Below are 26,098 nucleotides of genomic sequence, written 5' to 3'. Positions count from 1 at the left end.
CAACCTCCTTAATCCCATGCCGTAACCGGTTTGATCGTGGCCGGTTTCGAGTCGAGTTCCGGCAACGTGACCCAGACGCCCGCCGGCAGGATCGGGCCGTGTTCGGCCAGGGTCGGGTTGAGTGTCCACAGGGCCTCTTCGGCGGTGTCATCACTGCGCCCGGTTTCGCGGTAGAGCAGCAGATTCACCGAATCACCGGCCACGCTTCGGACTTTACGCATTGTTGAACTCCGCTAGCTCAATGACCCAGTCAACGACCATTGCCGTGCCGTCATCGATGATCTGGCTCTGGGTTTCCTGAATATTGTTGATTCGCCACAGGCCCCAATTGCGACCGATGCCGTCAATCAACGGCAGCGGGATACGCTGGGCCTGCAACGCGCGCAATTCGTCGAGCCGATCCATGGCCACGGCATACATCGACTTGCCGGTGATAGTCAGGGTTTCCGGTTTTTGCCCGGTCTGGCTGGACTTGGGTTTGCTGGTGAGAATCTGGATTTCGCTCCAGCCTCCATCGGACTTGCGCGCCAGCGAGCTGTAGGCGAAGTCGCGCGACAGGCCGAAGATGAAACTGCCCAGCGCCATTTGTTGTTTCATCAGGCGACTCCATCGGTCAGGGCTGCGTCACGGCGGGTGGCGAGAGCGTTGGTGCCTACTGCGGGTGTGAATGCGGTATCGAAATGGTTGCGCATAACCTGCGAAACCACATCGCCGATTTTTTCGGCATTGAGCACATCACCGCCGCTGATCTGCACTAACGGCGAGTAGGTGTAATTGGACAGTTGCGTCTGAGCGCTGGTCAGATCCTTGGCCACTTGCGCGGGGGGCGCGAGTTTGTCATCGGCAGGTTTCCCCCATTGTTCCCCCACATAGGAGCCGAGCATTCCGCCCAGAGTGCCGCCGATGAATGTGCCAATACCAGGTGCAATGAACGAGCCGATCGTGGCACCAATCGCCGTTCCAGCCAACTCGCCGGCAGCACCTTTGACAGCTTGATCATCGCCGTCACGCCAGCCCTTCAAACCTGCGTAAGCGGCATGACCAATCGCCAGCGGAGCGCTCATCTTGAAGGCGGGCAATGATTTGACCAGCGGCGGTAGAAGCTTGGATTTGGCGCCATCGACCAGCGGCATGAGCTTGGCAGTCGCGCCGCTGAGCCAACTCGGGCGCATGCTTTTGGCCATCTCGCCGACCATTTTCACGCGGGTTATCGCATCGTCAAACATCGGGGCGATTTTGGCCGTCATCGTGCTCAAACGTCCGCCTCGACCGGCGCCAGAGGAAGGAACACGAGACCGCGCGCTGGACGGTGCACGTCGACCGGGGCGCTTTCTTTTAGGCCCCTCGCCGCCGCCGTCGTCACCGCCATTGATCACATCGGCAATATCAGCGGGCAATCGCGCCGTCGCCAGACGCAACAGTTTCGAGTTGACCGCATCCAGCACCGAGGCGACCCCGGTCTTCAGTACACCACCGACGAACGGCATGGCGGCCACACCGGCCAGCGTGAGGCCAGCCGCCAGGAACGGCAGTGCTTCAGCAGCTGAACTCAAGCCATTGACCACAGCCGTTAGCGACACTGCCAGCGCGTCAGTCATGGGCGCGAGTGCATTTCCCACCGCTGTCGACAAACGATTAAGACTCGCATCCAGCGCATTCCAGCGCCCTTGTGACGTATCGCCAAAGGCTTCGGCCGTTTTCGTCGCGGCACCGGCGCCGGAACCCAGTTCCGACGTTGCGTATTGGTGCTTGTCGGACACCCGAGTGAAGGCGGTCTTGACGTCGTCGGGCTTCTTCAGCAACTCAAGAATGCTGGTACTGCTCTCGCCAAACAGCGTCTTCGCCGTGGCTGCACGTTCGGGTACGGATTGTTTGCCAAGTGCTGCGAGTACCGAATCAATCGCACCCGGCGCATCCGTGCGCATCTTCTCACGCAATGATTCGGGGTCCAGGTGCAACCGGGTCATCGCCGAACGCTGTTCGGCTGACGCAGCATTTTCCTTGCCGAAGACCGAGGTAAAGCTCTTCAACGCCGTACTGGCAGCGTCCTTGTCGGCCCCGCTGTTCAACAGCGCAGTGGCAAATGCTGCAACCTGTTCCGGTGTCATTCCCGATGCAACAGCGCTCTCGCCAGAGCGTTGAACGACCGCGCCGATATCGGCAGGTTTGGCGTCCAGACCGCTGCTGCCCAGGTAACTGACCGCATCGGCCAGATCCTGACCTTGGTATCGATCCAGCTTCAAGGAGGAACGCCAGACCGCAAGCATTTCCCCCGCGGCCTTGACGTCAAGCCGGAAGGCCGTGGCATTGATCGCCGCGTCGCCGGAGTACGCTCTCAGCTCTGTCGCTCGCTGATCACCCTTGGCGCCGTCGGCAATACCAGCTCGCGCCCCGACCTGCTGGATTTGCAACAGATCCGCACCCGTCGCGCCACTGGCTGCAACCGACCGCTGAGTCGCGAGTTCCAGCGTTTGCTCCGAATGCGCTTGAAGCTGGTCTTTGTTGAGTCCAATCAACTGATTGAGCTCAACCAGCGCCGTCTCGTTAGCCATCGCCGGCTGCAGTTTTTTCGGGGGGTGGACGCTGCTCGATTTCCGCCTTGAGTTTTGACTTCGGCTCACTGTTGGCGGCTGGCGGCGCCGCGACGACCTTGAACAACGATTGCTGGCTGACCAGCAGCTCGCGCAGCTTGATCTGCTCCTGAGTCAGCAAGCGAATATCCACGCTTGCCAGCAACAGTGTCAGGTTCAGATCCTGCAGCGGTTTGCCGAGGTTATTGGGCAGGGTAATTCCGCCAGATGGGGTGCCGCTCTCACCGGCGTATGCGAGCGCGTATTTGTTCTCTGCCATGCCGCTCTACTCCTGTTTCACGCCAAGGCGAGTGATCGCTATGTCGTAGCGGCGCAACGCCTTTTCGGCGTCCCACTCCAGAATCTCCGCCTCACTTACCGGGTAAATGAGCGGGACGATATCGAGGATTACTTCGATGTCGCGTTCCGAAAGTAGGCCGCCGGCTGGTTTAAAAAATCGTCGATGCGCACCTGCAATTGGGTCCAGTCCGGGACGCTCATGTGGGCCAGATCGGGGATCATCAGACCGGTGCAGTGGGCAGTGATGAACTCGGCGCGTTCCTTGGCCGTTTTCAGTTTCTTCATCACTTTGGTCGCGCGCAGTGCGGGCATTTCCAGCGACAGCGAGGTCACGGTACGGCCGGTCACGGCGAGCGGTTGCAGCAGCTGCACTTCGTCAGGATCGTCGGACTTTTCCGCGTCCTCGACCTGCTCCAGAAAGTACGACGCCGGACGGGTCGACATCTCGTGCACGTACTGGGCGATGCTCACGTAGTCCGGGCGTTTGAGCTGGTCGAGTTCCTTGACCGACAGGCCGGTGGCGAGCAGCGCCAGTTCGAAGAACTGATCGTCTTCATCATCACCGGCGCGCTCCAGCGCTTCTTTTTGCGCGGCGTAGAACAGTGGCTTGAGCTGGATCTGCTCGATCTGCGCGCCGTCGTCGCCGGTGATCGGCGACAGCAGGTCATGCTGGGGTGGCATCCACGACATGTATGAAGTCCTTGGTGATTCTTTTAGATCCACTGTGGGAGCGAGCTTGCTCGCGAAAGCGGCCAGACATTCAGCATTGATGGCCACTGACCTGGCGCCTTCGCGAGCAAGCTCGCTCCCACAGGGTTTTATGATTGCCTGTAAGCCGGGGTTACGGCATCAGCACCGCACGACGCGCATCACCGAGGATGTCAACGCCGTTGAGCACGAATTTCTGGGTGCGCACGTCGATGTCGATCACCGGTACGCCGTTTTCCAGGCGGTTGTAAGTGCGGCAGGACAGCTCCAGGTTGGTCTTGGGTTTTTCGCCCATTTTCACGGCGGTTTCTTCAAGAGATTTCAGCTTGCCGCCGACCGTGTGATAGGTGAACCAAGTGTTGCCGTCCTGATCCTGACCGGCTTCACGCACGTTCAGCAGGATGTCGTCGCCCAGCTTCACGCCCAGTGCGAGCATGACTTCGGCACCCAGGCCCTGCAGGGTCAGCTTGGCGTTGAGCGCTTTGCCACCCTTGGCCATTTCTTCGACGATGAAACGGCCGCCACGCATTTCTTCCACGTCGAATTCGATCTTCGGTGGCGTGAATTCCTCAACGGTCGCCGACAACGGCAGGCCTTGCAGGGTGGCCGCGATGGCCTGTCTTACGCGGTTGGTAAACATTAGAGAACGTCCTCCAGGAACTGCTCGATGATTTCATCGCGGGCGTTGAGTTGATAAACCATGTGTTCGTTCGGCGCGTAGCGGCCGTAGTCGATGACCACGTACCAGGTGCCGTTCTTGTACTTCTCGACGCTGTTGAGTTCCGGGTGCAGGTACACGCTGCCGCCAGGAATGGTTTCGTCGGCGACCAGGGTTTGCAGCCAGTCGTTGATGCGCTTGACCTCCTGATCCATGAACGACTTGGTCAGGTTCTTGGCCATGGCTTTCTGGCCGGCCTTGACCAGCTTGCGGCTGATCGCATCTTCGAGGCCGACGTAGCTGATGAACTTGCCGGTGATCGAGCGGTTACCCAGCAGCGAGAAGCCGCCGAGCACGGTGCGGGCGTAGTAGCTGACGCCGTAACGGTTGAGCAGATCGCCTTCGGTGGAGGTGTCGAGGATGTTGTATTCAACGACGCGGGACACGTCTTCGGCGTAGGTCACCTGGTTGCCCGGGCTTTCCCACTGCTTGACCTTGGCCAGTGCGGCAATCGCCAGGCTGGACGGCGCGAGGAACACGTTTTTCTTCGCCGCTTTCGAGTACACCGCCGGCATGTTGTGCACCACCAGGCAGCGGTCGAAACCGAGGTCGGCGCCACCCAGTTCCTGGCTGTAAGTCACTTGATCGGCGACCGAGGCATCCTTGCCATCCAGCACCACACGGGCCTTGATGCGCTTGCCGAACGAGGCGAACTCGCTAGCCACCGCTTTGGTGCCGGTGAAGCCTGGCGCGCCGATGATGGTCAGGTCTTCCGGGACGCTGCCCAGTGCGGCCAGACCGAGCTTGCGGCCGGTGGTTGGCTCAACACCGCCGATCACTGCGTTGACGGTGTCGGCCGGGGTCGCGCCCGCTTCGACGATCACCACGTACACCGGCACCTTGACCACTTTGAGGATCTGGTAAACCGCGTGATACAGCGTGCCCTCTTCGGCGCCGGTCGGATCGAGCAGCGCGTGGGTAGTGAAACTGTTGATGCGGAACGGTGCGTTACGCGGAATCAGCGGATCGGCTTTCGGCGCGGTGCCGACCAGACCGATGACGTTGTCAGCCAGGCCACCCATGGCCTCGGGGGATTCAGTGGCATTGACGCTAATGCCGTTGTGCTCGAAGTTCAAAACCTCAGCCATGGTTAGTCAGCCTTCTTGGCAGCGGCCTTTTTGGCCTGGGTGGTAGGTGTTTTCAGTTCCAGTCGCCCGGCGCTGTGCAGGGCACTGGCCTCGACGTCGAGCAGATCAAGGTCTTGACCGACGCTCGACCAGTGCCCACCGCCGGTGGGGAATGGAACGAGCACGGTGTAGGTTTGGCGGGTTGCCATTTTTCGTTTCTCCATAAACGGGAAAGCCCCTCGTGGGGAGGGGCTTTGGCGGGTGTTGATTTGTTTTAAGCGGATAAGAAAACGCCACGGGGTGCGGGGTGTTTACTGTAGAGATGAGACGGATGTCGCTGGTAGAGATTCCGGCCAACCTTCTTTGAGCATTTCCTCGGAGTAGCTGCCCGCCTCAATGGCCCGGAGCAACTCAAGCTCTCGGTCGAAGCAAGCCTGGACGTGCGCCCTTACAGCTTTGGCAATGGCGAGAATCTGCTCGGCGCCGATTTCGACAAAACCATTGAGGGTTTTGAAGTTGCAGCGGTACTCGGGGTCGAGAATCGCGGATAGTCCGGTGCTTGCAATCAGCGCCTGACTGTCTCGAGTGGTCTCGATACTAAGCGCGCCTACGAAGATACCGGACGCCTCGTGTAAAAAGCGCTTGGCAGCAAACAAAGCTGGGTAATTTGGCTCAATCTTCGGAAGCGGCGATTTGACCACTTCTCCATCGACCAACTGCCACACACCGTCTGTTTCATAGATCGTTCTCAGGAAGAGCTCATCGCTGATCTCGATTGCACCTTCAGGAATATTATTTCCATGTACTCCAGAGTCGTAACGACCCGAGAGGTTTTGCTGTTCATCAAATAGAACCAGTTTTACGCTCACAATAAATCCTCAGGCTTACCAGCCAATAGCGTTCCAATAGAACGCTTCCGCGACCCGCGTTCCGGAAAGGAAAGCACCCGCACTGAATCCTGCCTTACCCAGCCCATCAGTTCGAAGCATGACATTTGTATCTCGAGTGGTGCCGCCACCGATATAAGCGGCCCCATTGAGGGATACCAACCTCGTCGGAAATGTCATCGGGAACAAGACAGCCAGGTCTGCGGTCGCCGTGGTAGTGGTGGTGCCCCATTGAATAATCAATCCACTCGGGAGCTGCTGATAGCCGTTCGGTGACAACAACGCTGAAAATTCATTGGAATACTTCAGCGAAGAAGCGCCCTCCTCAACGACATAATTGTTGTCGCCACAAGTAACAACAAGATTGGAACCGCTCTGAACCGTAACACTGGTAAGCGTTTTAGCTAGCGCTACGATGGTGTCATTGCCCTGACGATTCAGTGTCACGTCAGCTGTTCCGATGTTTAGGACGTAGAACTTGGACCCAACGGGGCTGGCGACCAGTGGAGGCAGTGTCACGGCTCCCGGCCCGTTTATAACGATTCTGCGCCCGGCCATGGCCGGAGTCAGCGAAGCCGGTAAAGTCACGATGTTCGTCTGACCGCTGAAATTTCCTAGCGCACGCTGAACGAACTCTGTGGTGGCAAGTGCCTTGCCGGTGTCGAACTGTGGCTGAGTGGTGAATACAGGTGCGCTGATAACACTTGTGTAGCGGATGGCGATGCTTCCACCTATCAAACGCCATTGTCCATTTAACCTGATGAACTCTGCCGTATCCCCCAGACCAAGAACAATTGGCCCAACAACCCCGGTCGACGTATTCAGGGTGTCTCCACCAGCGTTGGCGGAAATCGTTACAGCCCCGGTACCAGCGTTGACTATCGTGATGATCGCAGTTGCCGTAGCGGGAACCGACGAGGTCGGCGGGAGGGTGCAAGTGATCGGTCCGGCATTCGAAAGACTGACTAGCCCACCAATGTCAGCCAGCGTCACGACATAACTAGTACCAACCGATTTGAACGACGAATATTGCAATCCATGGCGCCGCACGAACTCAGAGTTGACCAGCAACTGACTACCATCGAATTGCGCCGGCGTTGGACAGGTCGGCCCCCCCTCAAACGCGGGCGACATCAAACGGGCAAAACCTGCCGTCACGTCTTGGAACGTCAATGGGGTTGTATCAAGTACTATCGGGCCATCTGTAGTCAGCTGCCAGATCGTATCAGCGAGGGTTGCCCCTGCTTCCACCGTAACCTCTAGATTAGGCGTTACCTTCGCACTGGTATCCGCATCTTTCGCCCGAATCCAGGAACCATTTGCCGCAATGTAAATTCCGTTGTCTTTTGCTTGCGTCTGGTTTTTAACGAGCACGCGATCGCCTGAAATGACAGCAACCGCGTCAATCATTTGGGCGCCGCTCAATACGATATTTGCCTTGGTTGCGACCCGTACCGACTGTTTTTTGTCGAGCTTAGCCAGTTCATCCGCCACGTAACCAGCCACCCACGCACGGGTGGCCTTGACCACCGTGTCGTCGATCAGCAACGTCACCAACGACGCATTGCTGGTCTCAAAAATCGAGCGAATGTAGAACTCTTTACCCGAGCCCGACGTCGCCAACACCGGCTTGAACGACTCCGGGTATTTGACGATGGCGTAGAGAATACCGGTGTCGGTCCACAGCCCCGCTTCACGCACGTACCAGCCGCCGATGTCCGGGGGGGATGGTGACTTCGGCGAGCAGCCAGCTCGGATTCTTCTCGTCCTGGAACAGCGCGTTGAGCGGACCGCGCCAGACTTCGCGTTTCAGCGCGGTAGCCGTCGCGGCCGGGTTGTAGACCGCGCCGCCGCCGTCGCCGACGGAAATCTGCGTCAACTTGATCGGCAAACCCGCGGCCTTGCACGCCGTTTCGTAGGCAATCCCTGCGTTGGTGAGCAGGGTGTAATAGTCAGCCATTCAGGCCCCCTGAGGATAAATAGTGGATGTTTCGACGGCGTACATGCCGGCAGCCAGGAACGCCTCTCCCGAGGTTTCGAGCCCCTCGATGAACACCGGATAAACCGTGGTCAGCTCACCGCAAAAGGTCGCAGCGGCAATGGAATGACTGCCGAACGCGCTCAAGCCAACTGTCACCGAAAGAATGTCCCGTTCGCTCTTGGCATCGGCCAGACGCCGGTCGAGACGGGCGTCGATTTCTGCGCTGTAAGGCTGCTCGCTGAAGGCGCGTACGCTGAAGCTGTAAGGCACGCCGGGCGGCGTCTGTTCGTACCAGGCGCGGACTTCGGGGCGCAGTTGCAAACCCTTGGCCGCGTTCTCCAGCGCCTTGCGGGTGCCCGCCTGGCGCGCAGTGGGCCAGGCCAGTTCGACGGTCAGGCGCTTCTCAGTTTCCGGTGCGCTGGTGCTCCATTCGGCGACACCGCGATCCGCTGCCAGATACGGCAGGAAGGCGACCGGCGTTTCGTTCGGATTCATCAGTTCGGGGAACGGCGGCGCGATGCGATCAAGCAGTGCGCCGAAGCCCAGATCCAGTCCACGTTCGAGTGCCGAGCTGTTGGCCGGCAGCAACGTCGGGCGATGCGTTGGCTCACTCATAGCGTCAGCACCTCGACCTCGACCGCCGTGCAGTACGGCGCCTCGAAGGCGCTGGTGATGATCGGCGCCAGCGGCTCAAGAATCTGCAGTTGCACGGCGCCGGCGCTGTGCAGTGTGTAGTCGATCCAGCTCGGATCGACCCGCCCTTCGAGGCGATGGCAACTGTCGGCGTAGGCTTGCAATTGCTGTTGTGCGGCGACTTTGGTCAGGCCCGAGTCGGGGCCGGAATTGATCTTCGCCACCACGCGAATCTTGTAGCGCTGAATGTCGGCAGCCTTGACCGTGACGAGGTCGGTTTCCGGTCGCACATCAGGGCGGGCGAAGTGCTGACGCACGCCATCAAGCAGGGCTTGCGACGGTGTCCCATCTCCCTCCCGAGCGAGCACCGTGACCTGCACTTCGCCCGGTGCGGTGCGGCGACCGTTGCCGTCCTTGACCTGTGCGGCGAGGCCGTCCGGGTTGAAGGTGTAGGTGACATTCACCACACCTCCATCCGTCGATTCGACCTTCACCGTTGGCCGTTCACCGAGGGTGAATACCTCGCGGCGATACTGCATCCGCGAGCCCGCAGCCGGGGGCATGTGGCGCCAGGTAATAACGCAGCCGGGCGTCGTCGTCGCTTTCATAAATCGGTGGTATTGGCGGGAAGGCTGCTGGGTCGCCCGCGTCGAGCAACTGCCTTTCAAGGCCCATGTCCGCCAGGCGTGCGTCGAGGTTGCTGCCGGTCGCCCACCACGCCAGCATCTGCTTGATGCGGGCGTTGTATTTGCGCTCGTGGGTTTGCAGGCGTACGCAGAAGGCTTCCAGCGCCAGGGTCAGCAGTTCGCTCTCGTTGTCGAGGCTGGTCTTGAGTTTCGCTGCGCTGTCCGGCGCTCGGGCGCCGACGTACTCGACGACGAAGGTCTTGAACTCGGCGAGCAAGTCTTCGAAGGCGTCGACAGTGATCAGCGCCGGTTCGGCCAATTGATTCTGGCCGGGGATCAACATGCTCATGTCACGACCTCGAATGTCTGTTGACGGTTTTTCCAGGTACCGGCGAAGCGCAGCAGCAGACCCGCGCCCTGGCGGCTGGCGACGATCACGCTCGGCTGAAAATCGCTGATCCCGTTCTGCGTGTTGTAAAACGCTTGAGCCGCGTGGCTCTGGGCCAGAAGCAAAACGTCGTCACCGAGGTTCTGCCCCAGCAGCGTGGGGATCAGCGAGCCATAAAGGGGCCTTTTTTGCCGGGTGCCCAGCGGCGTGGTCAGGGCTCGTGTCGCGCGCTGCACAAACTGCAGCCAGTCGTCGACCGTGGCCCCGGAGTCTCTATCGATTCCGATCATGGGAAGCTCTTGATTCAGGGGCTGATGACGCGGCCCTGGTGATCCACCAACGGGCCGCTGAAGTGCACGCCCGAGGCGTCGATGCTCAGGCCGACGCCGCCCAGTTGCAGGCTGATCAGCTGCGGCGTCATCGTCAGTTGCGCCGGGCCGATGCTCAGTGCAAGCGATTCGCGAGAACCGGTGAAAGCCGCCGGGCCGTTCTGCCAGTGCAGAATGTGTGTGGCGTCGTCGTAACCGCTTTCAGTGCCGTCGACATAAACGCGGCGCGTCAGCGTCGGTACCGTCGCCGTCGGCGGAAATCGGTCACTGTTGAGGCCGAACAACGCCACGCTCTGCGCGCCGCTTTCACCGCTGCCGTAGTTGAGCAACAGACACTGCTCGCCCACGCTAGGAATCCGCGATTCGCTCTGCGTTCCGGCGCTCGGGTTGAAGAACTTGATGGCTGGTGTCAGCAGTCCACCGTGGCTGACCTGGCAAGTGTTGCTCGCCGCATCGACTGTCTGACAGATGCCGATGCGACAGAAACTCTCGGCGCGGCGGTGCAAGTCGTCGATCTCCGCTTCCATCTCCGCCAGCCGCTCGATGATCGGCCCCAGTTGCATGCGCAGTACTGCGTCGAACATCGGTCAGGCCTCCAGCACGGTGTATTGGTCGGGGTCGTCGATGTTGCTGACTTCCCAGGTACGGGCGAATTTGGGCGTACCGAGCGGGTCGTCGAGCAGCGTCGGGCCGAGGTAGAGGGTCTGGGTGAAGGTCAGGGTCCACGCCTTGTATTGCTGCTCGGCGCGGATGAGCACTGACGGCAAACCATCAATGTTCATCGGCAAATCGCATTGATCGCCGGGCAGGTTCCAACGGTTGTCGGTGATCAGGTTTTTCAGCACCGCGATCAGATCGCACGCGGCAAATGCACTCGCAGAAAGTGCCGGAATGACTTGCAGCGATACGGTCATGACGTGGGCGATACGTCCGTCGGCGCCACGCACTCCGGGCGCATTACGGTCGAAGTCAATCAATGCCCAGGCCTGAGCGCCAGGTGCTGTGAAGTCGTCGTGATTGCCAACCTGCAGAGTCAGGCCGGCGCTGTTGCGCAAGGTTGTCGCCATCGCCGTGAACAGCTGCGAAGGCTGCTGGATCGGTGCGGGCATGCATGACCTCCTTTTCAATTGTCCACGCGCAGCCCCGCCGCATCAGTTGCAGCGAGGCAGGAAAGTGTTGAGTTACTGGGGATCGCGCGGCGGGGGAACTTCGCCGACGCCGATGCGCTTGGCGGCCCAGCGTTCGTACAGACCGATGGCGACGTCGGCACCGGCCATGGCGGTCAGGCAACCGAAGGCACCAGCGGCCCAGATGGATAATCCGGCGGCATACAGCAGCATGATCGCCGAGACGCCGCAGATCATGCAGGCGCCGGAGCGCAGGGCCAGACGCCGCAGCAATGACCAGCCGCGGGCGCCCTCCTTGTCGGCGCGCCACATTTCGCCGGACACCCCGCCCACTACGGCGAGGAGGATGACCAGCCAGATCGGCATGTCCGCCAACGCTTGTTGCTCGTTTGTCATGTCACGCCTCCTGGTTCTAGTTGATGAGTATTGTGTGTTGGGTTCAAGCGATGTCTCTTCAGGTAGGCATTCCAAAAAGCCCGGCGCCAATGCACCGGGCTTTTCAGTAATGCGCTCCTTCGCCTTCCTTCAAATCCTGTATTCGAGAAGGAAGCTGACTTTTCGGCGCTACTGGCGCGGTACGAGTCCGTTCAAATTGTTTTTCCGACCGCGGTCCCTGCCCGCCGGATAACTGCTCTTGGTGCTTTACGCTGCACACCCGGGTCAGTTGCCAACCCTCTGAACCGTTGAGGCCGGTTCATCGCTGCCTGTTCTTGTGGAACTAAAGAGCTGTTGTTGCCAGCCGCTTTGTCGAGCGGCTTGGTGGCAAGAATATGCATGGATGCATATACAGTCAATGCATAAATGCATTTATTTATGCGCAAGAAATGCACGGACGCATGCAGACCGCATAAATCAAGGCGTCGAGGATTTTGTTCAGACGAAAAAAAACCCGCCATGCGGCGGGTTTTCCGAGACGGTGAAATCTATCGGGCGTACATGCCCCACCAGAAGACGTGACCGAGGATGACAATCTGCTCTTCCTGCATGTCCTGGAAGCTGTAGTCCTCGTCCGGATGCTCATCGCGGTTGAAGCTGCGCAGACGGATGCCGGTAGGCAGGCGATAGAGTTGCTTCACGCGCAATTGACCGTTGTGGTTGATCGCGTACAGGTCGCCATCGATGATGTCGCCAATGCCGCACTTGCCGGCGTTGACTCCGACCGTGGCACCGTCCCGCAACACCGGCATCATGCTGTTACCGCGCACTGTCACGCATTTGGCCTGGTCGAACTGCACACCGTTATGGCGCAGGCTGCGCTTGCCGAAGCGCAGGCTAGAGCGTTCGCTCTCTTCGATGACGAATCTTCCTGATCCAGCAGCCAATTCAACCTCGCGAAGAAAGGGCACCGACACCTCGTCGTCATCGACAGGGGTATCGTCGTCCCACAGGCTTATGTCCTTGAGTTCCGCATGCACGTCATCGCGCGCGCCGCCGGTCGCGGTCGGGACATCCGCGCGGCCACGCAATTGATCAGTGCTCACATTGAAGTATTCGGCAATCTTCGAAATGTGTTTATCCGAAGGATCGACGATCTTCCCGCTGAGAATCCGCGAGAGCGTTGATTGAGGCACGCCGGTGCGACGGTGGAGCTCCGTGGGGGAGATCCCGTGCTGGTCGAGCAGTGCTCTTAAGACGGAGGATACGTTGCGTTTTTGCATAACGCGCATATTGCTTGAAGTTTTTTGTGAAGACAAATGCTAAATCGCATAGATAATGCATAAATAAATATTTGATGCAGAAACGCTTATGTAACCACTCACGCGTCATTCAGAACCAGCTTTCAGCTACCCCCTATCAACACTTGGCTCACCGCTTTGTGACCACTCCTCCTGCTGGCGGAAAAAAGCCCGTTCAATGGCGGGCTTTTGAAAATCGGATTTTATCGCTTACAAAAGAACGTGTCTCTCCAACCTTCCGAGTAGTCGACCATGGAAACTCTGGCCTCGGGGTTGCTCTGGAAATACTCTTCCCAATTAAACGTCTCTGTTTCATAACCAAAATGCTTGGCCATGAATTTTACAGCCTGGCGCGAAGGCCTTCCGACGATGGTGAAACCATTGCGAGTGAGGGAGTCAGTCCACGCCATCTGCTGATCATCTACCTGATCAAGCAGCATCTGAACGCCATACGGGTTGCCGTAAACCACACGTGGATCGTTATTGGATGGATCTGCCAACTCCTCGGACATTGGCGTAACTTCGGTGTCGATGACAACAAAGTTTGCGCCGGTGCGCTCAATCAGGTCGAACAGCTCGGCATGGCGAATAGTGTGGTAATAAAAGCCAAGACAGAAAACCACGTCAAAGGTCTTGCCTTTGATCTGGTCAAATACGTCACCTTGCAGGAACTCGTATCGAGAACTATCGATCCCGTACTCGGTGAACGTCTCAACAGCATTTGAAATCAATTCCTTGCGCGGCTCGATTCCGGTGACATGTGCAGCACCAGCCTGAAGGGAAGCAAAGGACCAACGACCATCATGGCTGGCAATGTCCAGAACTCGCTTCCCTCGAATCAGTTCAGCGTTTCGTTCCATGATGGCTCGGTACCGGGAGTTCAGGCGATCCGGAAACGGGCTCGTCTGGCTGGTCTTATAAAACCGAGGAAATTCATCAAAAAATCCCATGCTATTTTCCTTATATCTGTCTTCAGCGACGCACATTTAAAGGCTGGCATCATACACCAGAGCGCCCTTTACAAGGTTCGCGGAATTATTCTTTCCTGCATTAACCGCGCCCCAAGTGACTGAAGTGTCATGAAGTAGCCTGGTTCAGGGCTATCCGAGCCAGCCGGCAACAATGCCGAAAAATTCCCTGTACCATTAGACAGATATGAGTTTTCAAATAGACAGGTAGAGCTGAACTCCGCGTATGACCGACCTTTCAAACCACACCCCGATGATGCAGCAATACTGGCGCCTGAAGAATCAGCACCCGGATCAGCTGATGTTCTATCGCATGGGCGACTTCTACGAGATCTTCTATGAAGACGCGAAGAAGGCTGCCAAGTTGCTCGACATCACCCTGACCGCGCGCGGTCAGTCGGCAGGGCAAGCGATTCCGATGTGCGGGATTCCTTACCACTCGGCGGAAGGTTACCTGGCGAAACTGGTCAAGCTTGGCGAGTCGGTAGTGATCTGCGAGCAAGTCGGCGACCCCGCCACCAGCAAGGGCCCGGTGGAGCGTCAGGTGGTGCGGATCATCACCCCGGGCACGGTCAGCGATGAGGCGTTGCTGGATGAACGGCGCGACAACCTGATCGCAGCGGTGCTGGGCGATGAGCGTCTGTTCGGTCTGGCGGTGCTGGACATCACCAGCGGCAACTTCACGGTGCTGGAGATCAAAGGCTGGGAAAACCTGCTGGCGGAACTGGAGCGGGTCAACCCGGTGGAACTGCTGATTCCGGACGACTGGCCAAAAGACCTGCCGGCGGAAAAACGCCGTGGTGTGCGTCGTCGCGCGCCGTGGGATTTCGAGCGTGATTCGGCGCTGAAAAGTCTCTGCCAGCAGTTCTCCACGCAAGACCTGAAAGGCTTCGGTTGCGAAACCCTGACCCTGGCCATCGGTGCCGCCGGTTGCCTGCTGGCCTACGCCAAGGAAACCCAGCGCACCGCCCTGCCCCATCTGCGCAGCCTGCGTCATGAGCGTCTGGACGACACCGTGGTACTCGACGGCGCGAGCCGCCGCAATCTAGAACTCGATACCAACCTGGCCGGCGGGCGCGACAACACGTTGCAATCGGTGGTCGATCGTTGCCAGACCGCGATGGGCAGCCGCCTGCTGACTCGTTGGCTGAACCGTCCACTGCGCGATTTGACCGTGCTGCTGGCGCGGCAGACCTCGATCACTTGTCTGCTCGATGGCTATCGTTTCGAAAAGCTGCAGCCGCAGCTCAAAGGAAATCGGCGACATCGAGCGGATTCTGGCGCGGATCGGCCTGCGCAATGCGCGACCTCGTGACCTCGCGCGCCTGCGCGACGCGCTCGGTGCCCTGCCGCAACTGCAAGTGGCAATGACCGACCTGGAAGCGCCGCACCTGCAACGCCTGGCCACCACCACCAGCACCTACCCGGAACTGGCGGCGCTGCTGGAAAAAGCCATCATCGACAACCCGCCCGCGGTGATCCGCGATGGCGGCGTGCTGAAGACCGGTTACGACAGCGAACTCGACGAATTGCAATCGCTGAGCGAAAACGCCGGGCAGTTCCTGATCGACCTCGAAGCCCGGGAAAAGGCCCGCACCGGCCTGGCTAACCTGAAAGTCGGTTACAACCGCATTCACGGTTACTTCATCGAACTGCCGAGCAAGCAGGCAGAATCCGCGCCGGCCGATTACATCCGTCGCCAGACTCTCAAAGGCGCCGAGCGCTTCATCACGCCGGAACTGAAAGCATTCGAAGACAAGGCGCTGTCGGCCAAGAGCCGTGCCTTGGCCCGCGAGAAAATGCTCTACGAGGCGCTGCTGGAAGATCTGATCAGCCAGTTGCCGCCGTTGCAGGACACCGCTGCTGCACTGGCCGAGCTGGACGTGCTGAGCAACCTTGCCGAGCGTGCGCTGAACCTTGACCTGAACTGCCCGCGTTTCGTCAGCGAGCCGTGCATGCGTATCACCCAGGGGCGTCACCCGGTGGTTGAGCAGGTGCTGACCACGCCGTTTGTGGCCAACGACCTGAGCCTGGATGACAACACCCGGATGCTGGTGATCACCGGGCCGAACATGGGCGGTAAATCCACCTACATGCGCCAAACCGCATTGATCGTGCTGCTGGCGCATATCGGCAGCTTCGTCCCGGCGGCCAGTTGCGAGTTGTCGCTGGTGGACCGGATCTTCACCCGGATCGGCTCCAGCGACGACCTGGCCGGCGGCCGCTCGACCTTCATGGTCGAGATGAGCGAAACCGCCAACATTCTGCACAACGCCACCGAACGCAGTCTGGTGCTGATGGACGAGGTCGGTCGCGGTACCAGCACCTTCGACGGTCTGTCGCTGGCATGGGCCGCTGCCGAGCGCCTGGCACATCTGCGCGCCTATACTTTATTTGCCACACACTATTTCGAACTGACCGTGTTGCCGGAAGCCGAGCCGCTGGTGGCCAACGTGCACCTCAACGCGACCGAGCACAACGAGCGCATCGTGTTCCTGCACCACGTCTTGCCGGGACCTGCCAGCCAAAGCTACGGCCTGGCCGTGGCGCAACTGGCCGGTGTACCGAGCGAAGTGATCGCGCGCGCCCGTGAGCATCTGAGCCGGCTGGAAGACACCGCATTGCCGCACGAAGCGCCCAAGCCTGCCATCAAAGGCAAACCGGCGACCCCGCAGCAAAGCGACATGTTTGCCAGCCTGCCGCATCCGGTGCTGGACGAATTGGCGAAAGTGGATCTCGATGACCTGACCCCGCGTCGAGCACTCGAATTGTTATATGCACTTAAGAACCGGATCTAAGCAGCAAAGAACCGGATATAACGCAAACGGCTTCAAGCTGTTAGAATCTCGCGCGGTTCGGGATGCTGCCGGTTAATAGCCTGGCTGGCAGACATCGCTCCCGAACCTGGCGACCCCAACCGTGAAGGGGCTACGCTGCCGCCGCCTGAGGAGAAAATTAGAAATGACCTTCGTCGTCACCGACAACTGCATCAAGTGCAAGTACACCGACTGCGTAGAAGTCTGTCCGGTGGACTGCTTTTACGAAGGCCCGAACTTCCTGGTGATTCACCCGGACGAGTGCATCGACTGTGCCCTGTGCGAACCGGAATGCCCGGCCGTCGCGATTTTCTCCGAGGACGAAGTTCCGGAGGATATGCAGGAGTTCATTCAGCTGAACGTTGAATTGGCCGAAATCTGGCCGAACATCACCGAGAAGAAAGAATCGCTGCCGGATGCCGAAGAGTGGGATGGCGTCAAAGGCAAGATCAAAGACCTCGAACGCTGATCTGTCGCGCGTTACGAAAAGGCCCCTTGCGGGCCTTTTTGCTTTTGCGGGTTTTACTTTTCTACAGGCAAAAAAAGGGGCGGTTTGACCCGCCCACATTTTTTCCCTATTCCCTGTATTCCTTTTCATCGTCCTGATGAATCGCGTCCTGCGATGTCCGTTCCCCTCTTCCTTGAAGGGCGTGTCTGTCCGTCGACACAGTGCTGATATTAGAGAGTTCCCTGCCGAGAGCAATCGGCCTTCCAGGCTGGAAAGCACTGAAACAAGTCCTTCACATTAAAAAATAAGTATATGAATCAGTAGGTTATGTTTATTGTCGGGAAGCAATCGACGTCTGCCGTCCTGCAAAAATAGGGAACGCTTACGAAAGAGTAAGCCAAGGCTTACGCCGCGAGACTACAAATCCCAGCCCTCTCCTCTGTATCTGTAGGAACTGCCGAAGGCTGCGATCTTTTTGATCTTGCTTTAAAGATCAAAATCAAAAGAATCGCAGCCTTCGGCAGCTCCTACAGGGAGAGATTTCAGACAATAAAAAAGCCCCGAACCATTCGGGGCTTTTATGGATGGTTCTCAGAGGCGCTTACTGAAACAGCGACTCGCTCGACAGACCATTCTTCTCGAGGATTTCACGAAGGCGCTTGAGGCCCTCTACCTGGATCTGCCGCACCCGTTCCCGGGTCAGGCCGATTTCCAGGCCTACATCCTCCAGCGTGCTGCTCTCATGGCCGCGCAGGCCAAAGCGGCGAACGACCACCTCGCGCTGCTTGTCGGTCAGTTCCGAAAGCCATTGATCGATGCTCTGCGACAAGTCGTCATCCTGCAGCAGTTCGCATGGATCGGTCGGACGGTCATCCGTCAGGGTGTCCAGCAGGGTTTTATCCGAATCCGGACCCAGCGAGACGTCAACCGAAGAAACCCGCTCGTTCAGGCCGAGCATGCGCTTGACCTCGCCCACCGGTTTTTCCAGCAGGTTGGCGATTTCTTCGGGTGAAGGTTCGTGATCGAGCTTTTGCGTCAGCTCGCGTGCCGCCCGCAGGTACACGTTGAGCTCCTTGACCACATGGATCGGCAGCCGGATGGTCCGGGTCTGATTCATGATCGCACGCTCGATGGTCTGACGAATCCACCAGGTGGCGTAGGTCGAGAAGCGGAAACCGCGCTCGGGATCGAACTTTTCCACCGCGCGGATCAAGCCGAGGTTGCCCTCTTCGATCAGATCCAGCAGCGACAGCCCCCGATTGACATAACGCCGGGCAATCTTCACGACCAGCCGCAGGTTACTTTCAATCATGCGCTTGCGCCCGGCAGGGTCGCCACTTTGCGACAGACGCGCAAAATGAACTTCTTCCTCCGGGGAGAGCAGTGGTGAAAAGCCGATTTCGTTGAGATACAGCTGCGTGGCATCGAGTGCCCGAGTGTAGTCGATGTACTTGTGTTGTTTAAGTGAAGCGGAGTGTTTGGATTTGGAACGAACGGAAGGTGGAGCAGCCCCTTCATCATTCGACATCGAAGATTCCGAATCGATGCCGGCCTCCATAAGGAGAACCTCATCGTCGATGTCAAACTCCGGCACTTCTTTACTGAGAGCCATTGTTATAGTCCTTTGGTGAGTTCGACCCCAAGCTCAAGCGACGCCTTTATCCTTGGCAGCGCTGGAGCCTGTCCCCTCTACGCGACGGAACAGGCTGGCCTCAAATCAACGTCTGGGCAGGAACTGCAGCGGATCTACAGGTTTACCTTGTCGGCGAATCTCAAAATGCAGTTTCACCCGGTCTGTACCCGTTGACCCCATTTCGGCAATTGTCTGTCCGACCTTGACCTGCTGCCCCTCCCGTACCAACAGCCTGCGGTTATGTCCGTAGGCACTGACGTAGGTTTCGCTGTGTTTGATGATGACTAATTCGCCGTAGCCCCTTAAGCCACTCCCGGCGTAAACCACCGTCCCATCAGACGCAGCTAAAACAGGCTGTCCCAAATCTCCGGCGATATCAATTCCTTTATTCAAACTACCGTTTGAAGAGAATTTTCCAATCAGAATGCCATTAGATGGCCATCCCCAGCCGGTCGGGGCTGGCCCCGGTGGAGGCAGCGGAGCCGGGGCCGGTTTGCTCGCGACGGACGGTGCAGCCCCCGCAGAACCGGCGCCGGAACCGGTCACGGTAGTGGTCGTCGTGCCATTCGCCTGACGCCGGATTACCGTGGTTTTACTCGACGAAGACGGCGAAGAGCTGCTGTTGCTGACCACCGCCGTCGGCGTTGAGCCGGTGCGGCCATCAAAGCGAATTGTCTGACCCGGGTGGATCGTATACGGCGTAGGAATATTGTTCCGGGCCGCGAGGGCTTTGTAGTCCCAGCCGTAGCGAAAAGCGATGGAAAACAGCGTATCACCCGGACGGACTACATACTGCCCGGTCGTTACCACGGGACGTTGAGCCGCCGCACTGTTGCGATCGACCACCCGCACGTTGCTCGATTTGGTGCTGGAGCAACCGACCAGCAAGGTGCTCAATACAAGGCCAGTCACCAGGCGCTGAAAGCTCGTGTTACCCATACGCTGCGCAATGACTGTGAGACTCACCCGCCGCTCCCTTTGTGGTGGCTTAAATATGTGGAATGCCGAATCGCGGCAAGTAGTGTCGCAAGTATAACGGGCCGAATGGGCTTTACCGTTAAAGATGCGAAAACGCTTCACGCACACGTTTGCCTTTGGGCAATTCGTAGCGTTTAAACCTTCGCTGCCGGTGTAAGACACAGGCCAACGCAAGGAATTCAGCGCGCGCAAATAAATGCTCAGGCCAGTGGGCCATTGAGCAATGGCACGAAGCGCACCGCCCCCAGCACGTGACGGGAAAAACCGTGTTCCTCACGCACGATCAGCATCAGTTGCTGCACTTCTCCAGAGCCGACCGGAATCACCATCCGCCCGCCCGGTGCCAGCTGATCGAGCAACGCCTGCGGCACGTCGGTCGCAACGGCGGTGACGATGATGCCGTTGTACGGCGCCAACGCCGGCCAGCCTTCCCAGCCATCGCCCCAGCGGAACACCACGTTGCGCAGGTTCAGCTCGACCAGACGTTCCTTGGCCCGGTCCTGCAGGACCTTGATGCGCTCGACCGAGAACACCCGCTCAACCAGTTGCGACAGCACCGCCGTCTGATAGCCCGAACCGGTACCGATTTCCAGCACCTTGTCCAAAGGCCCGGCCTCCAGCAGCAGCTCGCTCATGCGCGCCACCATATAAGGCTGGGAGATGGTCTGGTTGTGGCCAATCGGCAGCGCGGTATCTTCATAGGCACGGTGCGCCAGCGCTTCATCGACAAACAGATGACGCGGCGTACGGCGGATCACTTCCAGCACCTTGGCGTTGGACAGGCCTTCTTCATAGAGGCGCTGGATCAGACGTTCGCGCGTACGCTGCGACGTCATGCCGATGCCGCTGCGCATTCTGTCTTCGTGTTCACGAGCCATTAGCGCAGTCCCTCCAGCCAGCCGTCGAGATGCCTGAAGGCATCATTGAAGGTGCGATCGAGCTGCAACGGGGTGATGGAAACGTAGCCCTGCATCACTGCATGAAAGTCGGTGCCTGGCCCGCCGTCCTCGGCATCGCCGGCAGCGGCAATCCAGTAACCGGCCTTGCCACGCGGGTCGACCACTTTCATGGGGGGCTGCGGCGCGGGCGCGATGGCCCAGACGGGTCAGTTGAATGCCACGAATATGGTCGATCGGCAGATTGGGAATGTTCACGCTCAGCACCGTGCGCGGTGGCAGGTCCAGCCCGGCATGGGCCTCGACCAGTTTGCGCGCGAAATGTGCGGCTGTCGCCAGGTTGTCCACCTGGCGCGAACACAGCGAAAAACGCAAACGAAGGGCGCTCGAGAAAGCGCCCTTCGAGGGCGGCGGCCACCGTGCCGGAATACAGCACGTCATCGCCCAGATTGGCACCGAGATTGATCCCGGAAACCACCATGTCCGGTTCGCGCTCCAGCAGGCCGTTGAGGCCCAGATGCACGCAGTCGGTCGGTGTTCCGTTGAGGCTGATGAAACCATTGGCCAGGTATTGCGGGTGCAGCGGACGGTCGAGCGTCAGCGAACTGCTGGCGCCGCTTTTGTCCTGCTCCGGGGCGATAACCACGCATTCGGTGTAATCCGCCAGCGCAGCATAAAGCGCGGCGAGACCGGGTGCGGTTACCCCATCGTCGTTAGAAATCAGAATACGCATGGGCTGTCCGTCTGCCCCACCGGCACCAGATCAACGAGTTCGCGCACCAATACGGTGGCGAAGCATCCGGCCGGGAGGACGAATTCCAGTTGCAGAATGTCAGGCTGGGGATAATGCCACGACAACCCGCCAATGGGCAGCCGCAGGATGCGACGTTCGTGGTTCATTCCGGCGTTGATCAGCCAATCGCGCAGATCCGCCTCGCGAGCAGCAATCCCCTGCTCCAGATCATGGACAGCGCCGGTGGCCGGTGAGTCACCTTCGCCCCACTGCGGGCCGGTCGGGTGCAGGTCGAGAATCGCCAGGCGCGGATCGCTGCATTCGGCCTCACCGGCCGGGAAAAAAACTGCGGCTGTCGGTGAACGCCAGCAGATCGCCGACTTGCGCCTGCTGCCAGGTGCCATCGGCCACCCGCGCCGCCAGCACTTGATTGAACAGAAAACTGCGCGCCGTCGACAGCAGCCGCGAGCGCACATTGCGCTGCTCGGGCAATGCCTTGCGCGCAGCCCAGACACGCGCATCAACGACGTTGCCGCCGTCATGGCCGAAACGCTGGGCACCGAAATAATTGGGAATGCCTTGTCTGGCGATCAGTTGCAGACGCTGCTCGATTGCGTCCTTGTCGCCGGCGAACTGGGTCAGGCGCAAGGTGAAGCCGTTGGCCGAATGCGCGCCGCGTTGCAGCTTGCGTTTGTGGCGCGTGGTCTTGAGGATCTTCAGCGTGTCGTTTTCCGCCGCCGACAGATCCGGATCAGCCTTGCCCGGCAGTTGCACGCTGAACCACTGACGGGTCAGCGCCTGACGATCCTTGAGCCCGGCATAACTGACGGTGCGCAACGGCACCCCGGCGGCTTGGCAATCCGCCGCGCTGCCTCTTCGGTGTTCAAACCGCGTTTTTCCACCCAGATCCACAGGTGTTCGCCATCACCGCTGAACGGGATGTCGAGCACCTCATCGACCTGAAAATCTTCGGCGATGGCTTTCAGAACCGCAGTGCCGAGAGGTTCGCCATAGGCGCGCGGGCCGAGCAGTTGCAGTTCGTTCATGCGCGCAGCAACAAGGCAACGGAATGCACGGCGATGCCTTCTTCGCGACCGACAAAGCCGAGCTTTTCAGTGGTGGTAGCTTTCACGTTCACTTGATCCAGTTCAACTTGAAGATCGGCGGCGATCAACGCACGCATCGCTTCGATATGCGGGGCCATTTTCGGTGCCTGGGCGACGATGGTGTTGTCGACGTTGCCGACTTTCCAGCCCTTGGCGTGGATCAGCGCGACCACATGACGCAGCAGCACGCGGCTGTCGGCGCCCTTGAATTGCGGGTCGGTGTCCGGAAAGTGTTTGCCGATATCACCCAGCGCGGCCGCGCCGAGCAAGGCATCGCTCAAGGCGTGCAGCAGGACGTCACCGTCGGAGTGAGCGAGCAGCCCGAAGCCGTGTGCAATGCGCACGCCGCCCAGAGTAATGAAATCGCCTTCAGCGAAACGGTGCACATCGTAGCCGTGGCCAATACGCATAAAAAAAACGCCCCGATTTTTGTCAGGGCGTGATTCTACCTGCATTAACCGCGCAGGGCGCGTGCGTGATGCTGCAAGTGGTCATCTATGAAGCTTGAGATGAAGAAATAGCTGTGGTCGTAGCCCGGTTGCAGGCGCAACGTCAGCGGATGACCCGCTTGTTTTGCCGCTTGTTGCAGGGCTTCGGGCTTGAGCTGGTTTTCGAGGAAGTCGTCGCGATCACCCTGATCGACCAGTAACGGCAGTTTTTCGCCGGCCTCGGCAATCAGCGCGCAAGCATCCCATTCTTTCCACTTCGAACGGTCTTCACCCAGATAGCGCGAGAACGCCTTCTGTCCCCACGGGCAATCCATCGGATTGTTGATCGGCGAAAACGCCGAGACCGACTGGTAACGCCCCGGATTGCGCAGCGCACAAACCAAAGCGCCGTGGCCGCCCATTGAATGGCCGCTGATGCTGCGTTTGTCCGACGCCGGGAAATGCGCTTCAACCAATGAAGGCAATTCCTGCACGACATAGTCATGCATCCGATAGTGCCGCGACCACGGTTCCTGCGTGGCATTCAGGTAGAACCCGGCGCCGAGGCCGAAATCCCAGGCGCCATCCGGATCACCCGGCACATCCGGGCCGCGCGGACTGGTGTCCGGTGCGACGATGATCAGGCCAAGTTCGGCGGCCATGCGCATCGCGCCGGCCTTTTGCATGAAGTTCTCGTCGGTGCAGGTCAGACCGGACAGCCAGTAAAGCACTGGCAACTTGCCGCCCTGTTCCGCTTGCGGCGGCAGGTACACGGCAAACACCATGTCGCAACCAAGCACGTCGGAACGGTGGCGATAGCGCTTGTGCCAGCCGCCGAAACTTTTCTGACAGGAGATGTTTTCCAGACTCATGTAAAGACTCCTACGCGGCCCCGGTTACAAACCCTTCAAGATCTGTAGCCGGGACGTCGCGATTGATCAGAAATGAATGACGGTGCGGATGCTCTTGCCTTCGTGCATCAGATCGAAGGCCTTGTTGATGTCTTCCAGACCCATGGTGTGGGTAATGAAGGTATCCAGCGGGATCTCGCCGCTTTGCGCCATGTCGACATAGCTTGGCAACTCGGTACGGCCACGCACGCCGCCAAACGCCGAACCGCGCCAGACGCGCCCGGTCACCAATTGGAAAGGACGGGTCGAAATTTCCTGACCGGCACCGGCCACGCCGATGATCACCGACTCGCCCCAGCCCTTGTGGCAGCATTCCAACGCCGCGCGCATCAGTTGCACGTTGCCGATGCACTCGAAGGAGAAGTCGACGCCGCCGTCGGTCATGTCGACGATCACTTCCTGGATCGGACGATCGAAATCTTTCGGATTGACGCAATCGGTGGCGCCCAACTGTTTGGCGATTTCGAACTTGGCCGGGTTGATGTCGATGGCGATGATCCGCGCGGCCTTGGCTTTCACCGCACCAATGACGGCCGAAAGACCGATGCCGCCCAGACCGAAAATCGCCACGGTGTCACCCGGCTTGACCTTGGCGGTGTTGATCACCGCACCGATACCGGTGGTCACGCCGCAACCGAGCAGGCAGACCTTTTCCAGTGGCGCATCCTTGGCGATTTTCGCCACGGAGATTTCCGGGAGCACGGTGTACTCGGAGAAGGTCGACGTGCCCATGTAGTGGAAAATCGTCTCGCCCTTGTAGGAAAAGCGCGAAGTGCCGTCCGGCATCAGACCTTTGCCCTGCGTAGCGCGAATCGCCTGACACAGGTTGGTCTTGCCCGACTTACAGAATTTGCACTGGCCGCATTCCGGGGTGTACAGCGGAATCACGTGGTCACCGACGGCGACCGAGGTAACGCCCTCGCCGATGGCTTCGACAATCGCGCCACCTTCGTGGCCAAGGATCGACGGGAAGATACCTTCCGGATCCGCACCGGACAGGGTGTAGGCGTCCGTGTGGCAGACTCCGGAAGCCACCACGCGCAGCAATACTTCACCGGCCTTGGGCATGGCCACATCGACTTCTACGATTTCCAGCGGCTTCTTGGCCTCGAAGGCAACGGCGGCGCGCGACTTGATCATGCTGACTCTCCAGTGAATCCATTGAATAAAAAACCAGACCGGCAGTGTAGTACAGCGCGATCTGATGAATAATCCGGGCCAAAGCAAAACATTATTGCCATACAGGGATAATCCCAATGTCGGAAAACCGCTGGGAAGGCATTGACGAGTTCGTCGCCGTTGCCGAATGCAGCCAATTCACCGCCGCAGCAGAGCGTCTTGGGGTTTCGTCCTCGCACATCAGTCGACAAATCGTACGACTGGAAGAGCGCTTGCAGACGCGTCTGCTCTATCGCAGTACCCGCCGCGTGACGCTGACCGAAGCCGGACAAACCTTCCTGCAGCATTGCCAACGCCTGCAGGACGGTCGCGAAGAAGCCCTGCGCGCGGTTGGCGATCTGACCAGCGAGCCCAAAGGCATGTTGCGCATGACCTGCGCCGTGGCCTATGGCGAGCGCTTCATCGTGCCGCTGGTGACACGCTTCATGGGGCAATACCCGCAACTGCGCGTCGACGTCGAGTTAACCAATCGCCAACTCGACCTGGTGCATGAGGGGCTGGATTTGGCGATCCGATTGGGCCGGTTACAGGATTCGCGATTGGTCGCCACTCGCCTGGCGCCGCGTCGGATGTACCTGTGCGCGTCTCCGTCCTACGTGGAACGGTATGGCCGCCCACACAGTTTGTCGGAACTGAGCCGGCACAATTGCCTGATCGGCAGCTCGGATCTGTGGCAACTGGAACAGAACGGGCGGGAATTTTCCCAACGTGTTCAGGGAAACTGGCGCTGCAACAGTGGGCAGGCGGTACTGGATGCAGCGCTACAAGGGGTCGGTTTATGTCAGTTGCCGGACTATTACGTGCTTGAGCATTTGCACAGCGGGGCACTGATTTCGCTGCTGGAGGCGCATCAGCCGCCGAATACGGCGGTGTGGGCCTTGTATCCGCAGCAGCGGCATTTGTCGCCGAAGGTGCGCAAGCTGGTGGATTTCTTGAAGGAAGGGTTGGCCGAGCGGCCGGAGTATCGAATTTAAAAGCAAAAGATCGCAGCC

The 26,098-nt window shown here is 59.2% G+C and carries 24 protein-coding genes and 5 pseudogenes; 3 read left to right on the top strand and 26 right to left on the bottom strand.

The annotated features are described in order from the left end of the window. Positions 1 to 8: 8 nt before the first annotated feature. From HT737_RS21670 to HT737_RS21585, 18 genes and pseudogenes are all read right to left on the bottom strand, one after another. Positions 9 to 221, bottom strand: a complete 213-nt coding sequence (locus HT737_RS21670) for a tail protein X (RefSeq protein ID WP_182403971.1) — start codon at positions 219 to 221, stop codon at positions 9 to 11. Further along, complete coding sequence (locus HT737_RS21665) at positions 214 to 597, bottom strand: phage tail protein (protein WP_047291946.1); 384 nt, start codon at positions 595 to 597, stop codon at positions 214 to 216. The genes HT737_RS21670 and HT737_RS21665 overlap by 8 nt, the downstream gene beginning before the upstream one ends. Beyond that, a complete protein-coding gene (locus HT737_RS21660) occupies positions 597 to 2,552 on the bottom strand; it encodes a phage tail tape measure protein (protein ID WP_182403970.1) in 1,956 nt (651 codons plus the stop codon). The genes HT737_RS21665 and HT737_RS21660 overlap by 1 nt, the downstream gene beginning before the upstream one ends. Continuing rightward, entirely contained in the window at positions 2,545 to 2,850 is a 306-nt protein-coding gene (locus HT737_RS21655; protein WP_182403969.1) for a hypothetical protein, read from the bottom strand. The genes HT737_RS21660 and HT737_RS21655 overlap by 8 nt, the downstream gene beginning before the upstream one ends. A 128-nt stretch (positions 2,851 to 2,978) precedes the next feature. Further along, positions 2,979 to 3,560 carry a phage tail assembly protein gene (locus HT737_RS21650; RefSeq protein WP_095667378.1) on the bottom strand — a complete coding sequence of 194 codons (582 nt, stop codon included), beginning with the start codon at positions 3,558 to 3,560 and terminating at the stop codon, positions 2,979 to 2,981. A gap of 151 nt (positions 3,561 to 3,711) precedes the next feature. Further along, complete coding sequence (locus HT737_RS21645) at positions 3,712 to 4,218, bottom strand: phage major tail tube protein (RefSeq protein WP_016985055.1); 507 nt, start codon at positions 4,216 to 4,218, stop codon at positions 3,712 to 3,714. Beyond that, positions 4,218 to 5,384 (bottom strand): phage tail protein, encoded by a 1,167-nt coding sequence (locus HT737_RS21640; RefSeq protein ID WP_182403968.1) that lies wholly within the window; start codon positions 5,382 to 5,384, stop codon positions 4,218 to 4,220. Before HT737_RS21640 ends, HT737_RS21645 begins: the two co-directional genes overlap by 1 nt. Before the next feature lie 2 nt (positions 5,385 to 5,386). After that, entirely contained in the window at positions 5,387 to 5,572 is a 186-nt protein-coding gene (locus HT737_RS21635; RefSeq protein WP_047291936.1) for a hypothetical protein, read from the bottom strand. A gap of 102 nt (positions 5,573 to 5,674) precedes the next feature. After that, positions 5,675 to 6,232: a DUF4376 domain-containing protein gene (locus tag HT737_RS21630; RefSeq protein WP_374011191.1), complete on the bottom strand. Its 558-nt coding sequence runs from the start codon at positions 6,230 to 6,232 to the stop codon at positions 5,675 to 5,677. A 15-nt stretch (positions 6,233 to 6,247) separates the two neighbouring features. Continuing rightward, a pseudogene (locus HT737_RS32415) lies at positions 6,248 to 8,210 on the bottom strand (phage tail protein). Next, positions 8,211 to 8,846, bottom strand: a complete 636-nt coding sequence (locus HT737_RS21620; protein ID WP_182403967.1) for a phage tail protein I — start codon at positions 8,844 to 8,846, stop codon at positions 8,211 to 8,213. Further along, positions 8,843 to 9,839, bottom strand: a pseudogene (locus tag HT737_RS21615) (baseplate J/gp47 family protein). Before HT737_RS21615 ends, HT737_RS21620 begins: the two are co-directional and overlap by 4 nt. Continuing rightward, on the bottom strand, positions 9,836 to 10,168 hold the full coding sequence (locus tag HT737_RS21610; RefSeq protein ID WP_047291927.1) for a phage baseplate protein: 333 nt from the start codon (positions 10,166 to 10,168) through the stop codon (positions 9,836 to 9,838). The pseudogene HT737_RS21615 and the gene HT737_RS21610 overlap by 4 nt, the downstream one beginning before the upstream one ends. Positions 10,169 to 10,182: 14 nt before the next feature. Next, positions 10,183 to 10,791: a phage baseplate assembly protein V gene (locus HT737_RS21605; protein WP_121184037.1), complete on the bottom strand. Its 609-nt coding sequence runs from the start codon at positions 10,789 to 10,791 to the stop codon at positions 10,183 to 10,185. Positions 10,792 to 10,794: 3 nt separating this feature from the next. Continuing rightward, positions 10,795 to 11,316 (bottom strand): hypothetical protein, encoded by a 522-nt coding sequence (locus HT737_RS21600; protein ID WP_121184035.1) that lies wholly within the window; start codon positions 11,314 to 11,316, stop codon positions 10,795 to 10,797. Between the two features lie 72 nt (positions 11,317 to 11,388). After that, positions 11,389 to 11,730 carry a phage holin family protein gene (locus HT737_RS21595; RefSeq protein WP_182403966.1) on the bottom strand — a complete coding sequence of 114 codons (342 nt, stop codon included), beginning with the start codon at positions 11,728 to 11,730 and terminating at the stop codon, positions 11,389 to 11,391. 527 nt (positions 11,731 to 12,257) lie between these two features. After that, a complete protein-coding gene (locus HT737_RS21590; protein WP_095669240.1) occupies positions 12,258 to 12,992 on the bottom strand; it encodes an XRE family transcriptional regulator in 735 nt (244 codons plus the stop codon). 221 nt (positions 12,993 to 13,213) lie between these two features. Then, entirely contained in the window at positions 13,214 to 13,960 is a 747-nt protein-coding gene (locus tag HT737_RS21585) for a bifunctional 2-polyprenyl-6-hydroxyphenol methylase/3-demethylubiquinol 3-O-methyltransferase UbiG (protein WP_182403965.1), read from the bottom strand. A gap of 244 nt (positions 13,961 to 14,204) precedes the next feature. Between HT737_RS21585 and mutS the strand changes: the two are divergent. After that, positions 14,205 to 16,776 (top strand): annotated as a pseudogene (gene mutS, locus HT737_RS21580) (DNA mismatch repair protein MutS). Between the two features lie 163 nt (positions 16,777 to 16,939). Beyond that, the gene (fdxA, locus tag HT737_RS21575; protein WP_003222178.1) at positions 16,940 to 17,263 is read left to right on the top strand and encodes a ferredoxin FdxA; all 324 of its coding nucleotides are present in this window, start codon (positions 16,940 to 16,942) and stop codon (positions 17,261 to 17,263) included. A 580-nt stretch (positions 17,264 to 17,843) separates the two neighbouring features. Here the strand turns inward: fdxA and rpoS are convergent. The 8 genes and pseudogenes from rpoS to HT737_RS21535 form a co-directional block, all read right to left on the bottom strand. Continuing rightward, the gene (gene rpoS / locus HT737_RS21570) at positions 17,844 to 18,854 is read right to left on the bottom strand and encodes an RNA polymerase sigma factor RpoS (protein ID WP_016985073.1); all 1,011 of its coding nucleotides are present in this window, start codon (positions 18,852 to 18,854) and stop codon (positions 17,844 to 17,846) included. Between the two features lie 105 nt (positions 18,855 to 18,959). Continuing rightward, complete coding sequence (locus tag HT737_RS21565; protein WP_131671884.1) at positions 18,960 to 19,841, bottom strand: peptidoglycan DD-metalloendopeptidase family protein; 882 nt, start codon at positions 19,839 to 19,841, stop codon at positions 18,960 to 18,962. A gap of 212 nt (positions 19,842 to 20,053) precedes the next feature. Next, on the bottom strand, positions 20,054 to 20,689 hold the full coding sequence (locus HT737_RS21560) for a protein-L-isoaspartate(D-aspartate) O-methyltransferase (protein WP_169841266.1): 636 nt from the start codon (positions 20,687 to 20,689) through the stop codon (positions 20,054 to 20,056). A gap of 41 nt (positions 20,690 to 20,730) precedes the next feature. Then, positions 20,731 to 21,482, bottom strand: a pseudogene (surE, locus tag HT737_RS21555) (5'/3'-nucleotidase SurE). Continuing rightward, positions 21,470 to 22,528, bottom strand: a pseudogene (gene truD, locus HT737_RS21550) (tRNA pseudouridine(13) synthase TruD). Before truD ends, surE begins: the two co-directional pseudogenes overlap by 13 nt. Next, positions 22,525 to 22,998, bottom strand: coding sequence for a 2-C-methyl-D-erythritol 2,4-cyclodiphosphate synthase (gene ispF, locus HT737_RS21545; protein ID WP_027611044.1), 474 nt, complete (start codon positions 22,996 to 22,998; stop codon positions 22,525 to 22,527). The pseudogene truD and the gene ispF overlap by 4 nt, the downstream one beginning before the upstream one ends. A gap of 44 nt (positions 22,999 to 23,042) precedes the next feature. Beyond that, positions 23,043 to 23,888: an S-formylglutathione hydrolase gene (fghA, locus tag HT737_RS21540; RefSeq protein ID WP_182403964.1), complete on the bottom strand. Its 846-nt coding sequence runs from the start codon at positions 23,886 to 23,888 to the stop codon at positions 23,043 to 23,045. Between the two features lie 66 nt (positions 23,889 to 23,954). Then, the gene (locus HT737_RS21535; protein ID WP_047291898.1) at positions 23,955 to 25,067 is read right to left on the bottom strand and encodes an S-(hydroxymethyl)glutathione dehydrogenase/class III alcohol dehydrogenase; all 1,113 of its coding nucleotides are present in this window, start codon (positions 25,065 to 25,067) and stop codon (positions 23,955 to 23,957) included. 116 nt (positions 25,068 to 25,183) lie between these two features. Between HT737_RS21535 and HT737_RS21530 the strand changes: the two genes are divergently transcribed. Further along, complete coding sequence (locus HT737_RS21530) at positions 25,184 to 26,080, top strand: LysR substrate-binding domain-containing protein (RefSeq protein WP_047291896.1); 897 nt, start codon at positions 25,184 to 25,186, stop codon at positions 26,078 to 26,080. The last annotated feature ends 18 nt before the right edge of the window (positions 26,081 to 26,098 follow it).

Source organism: Pseudomonas sp. MD195_PC81_125, from assembly GCF_014060985.1.
Taxonomy (GTDB): Bacteria; Pseudomonadota; Gammaproteobacteria; order Pseudomonadales; family Pseudomonadaceae; genus Aquipseudomonas; species Aquipseudomonas parakoreensis.
The sequence above is the reverse complement of the archived record's forward strand: the minus strand, read 5'-3'. Positions and strand labels throughout refer to the sequence as shown.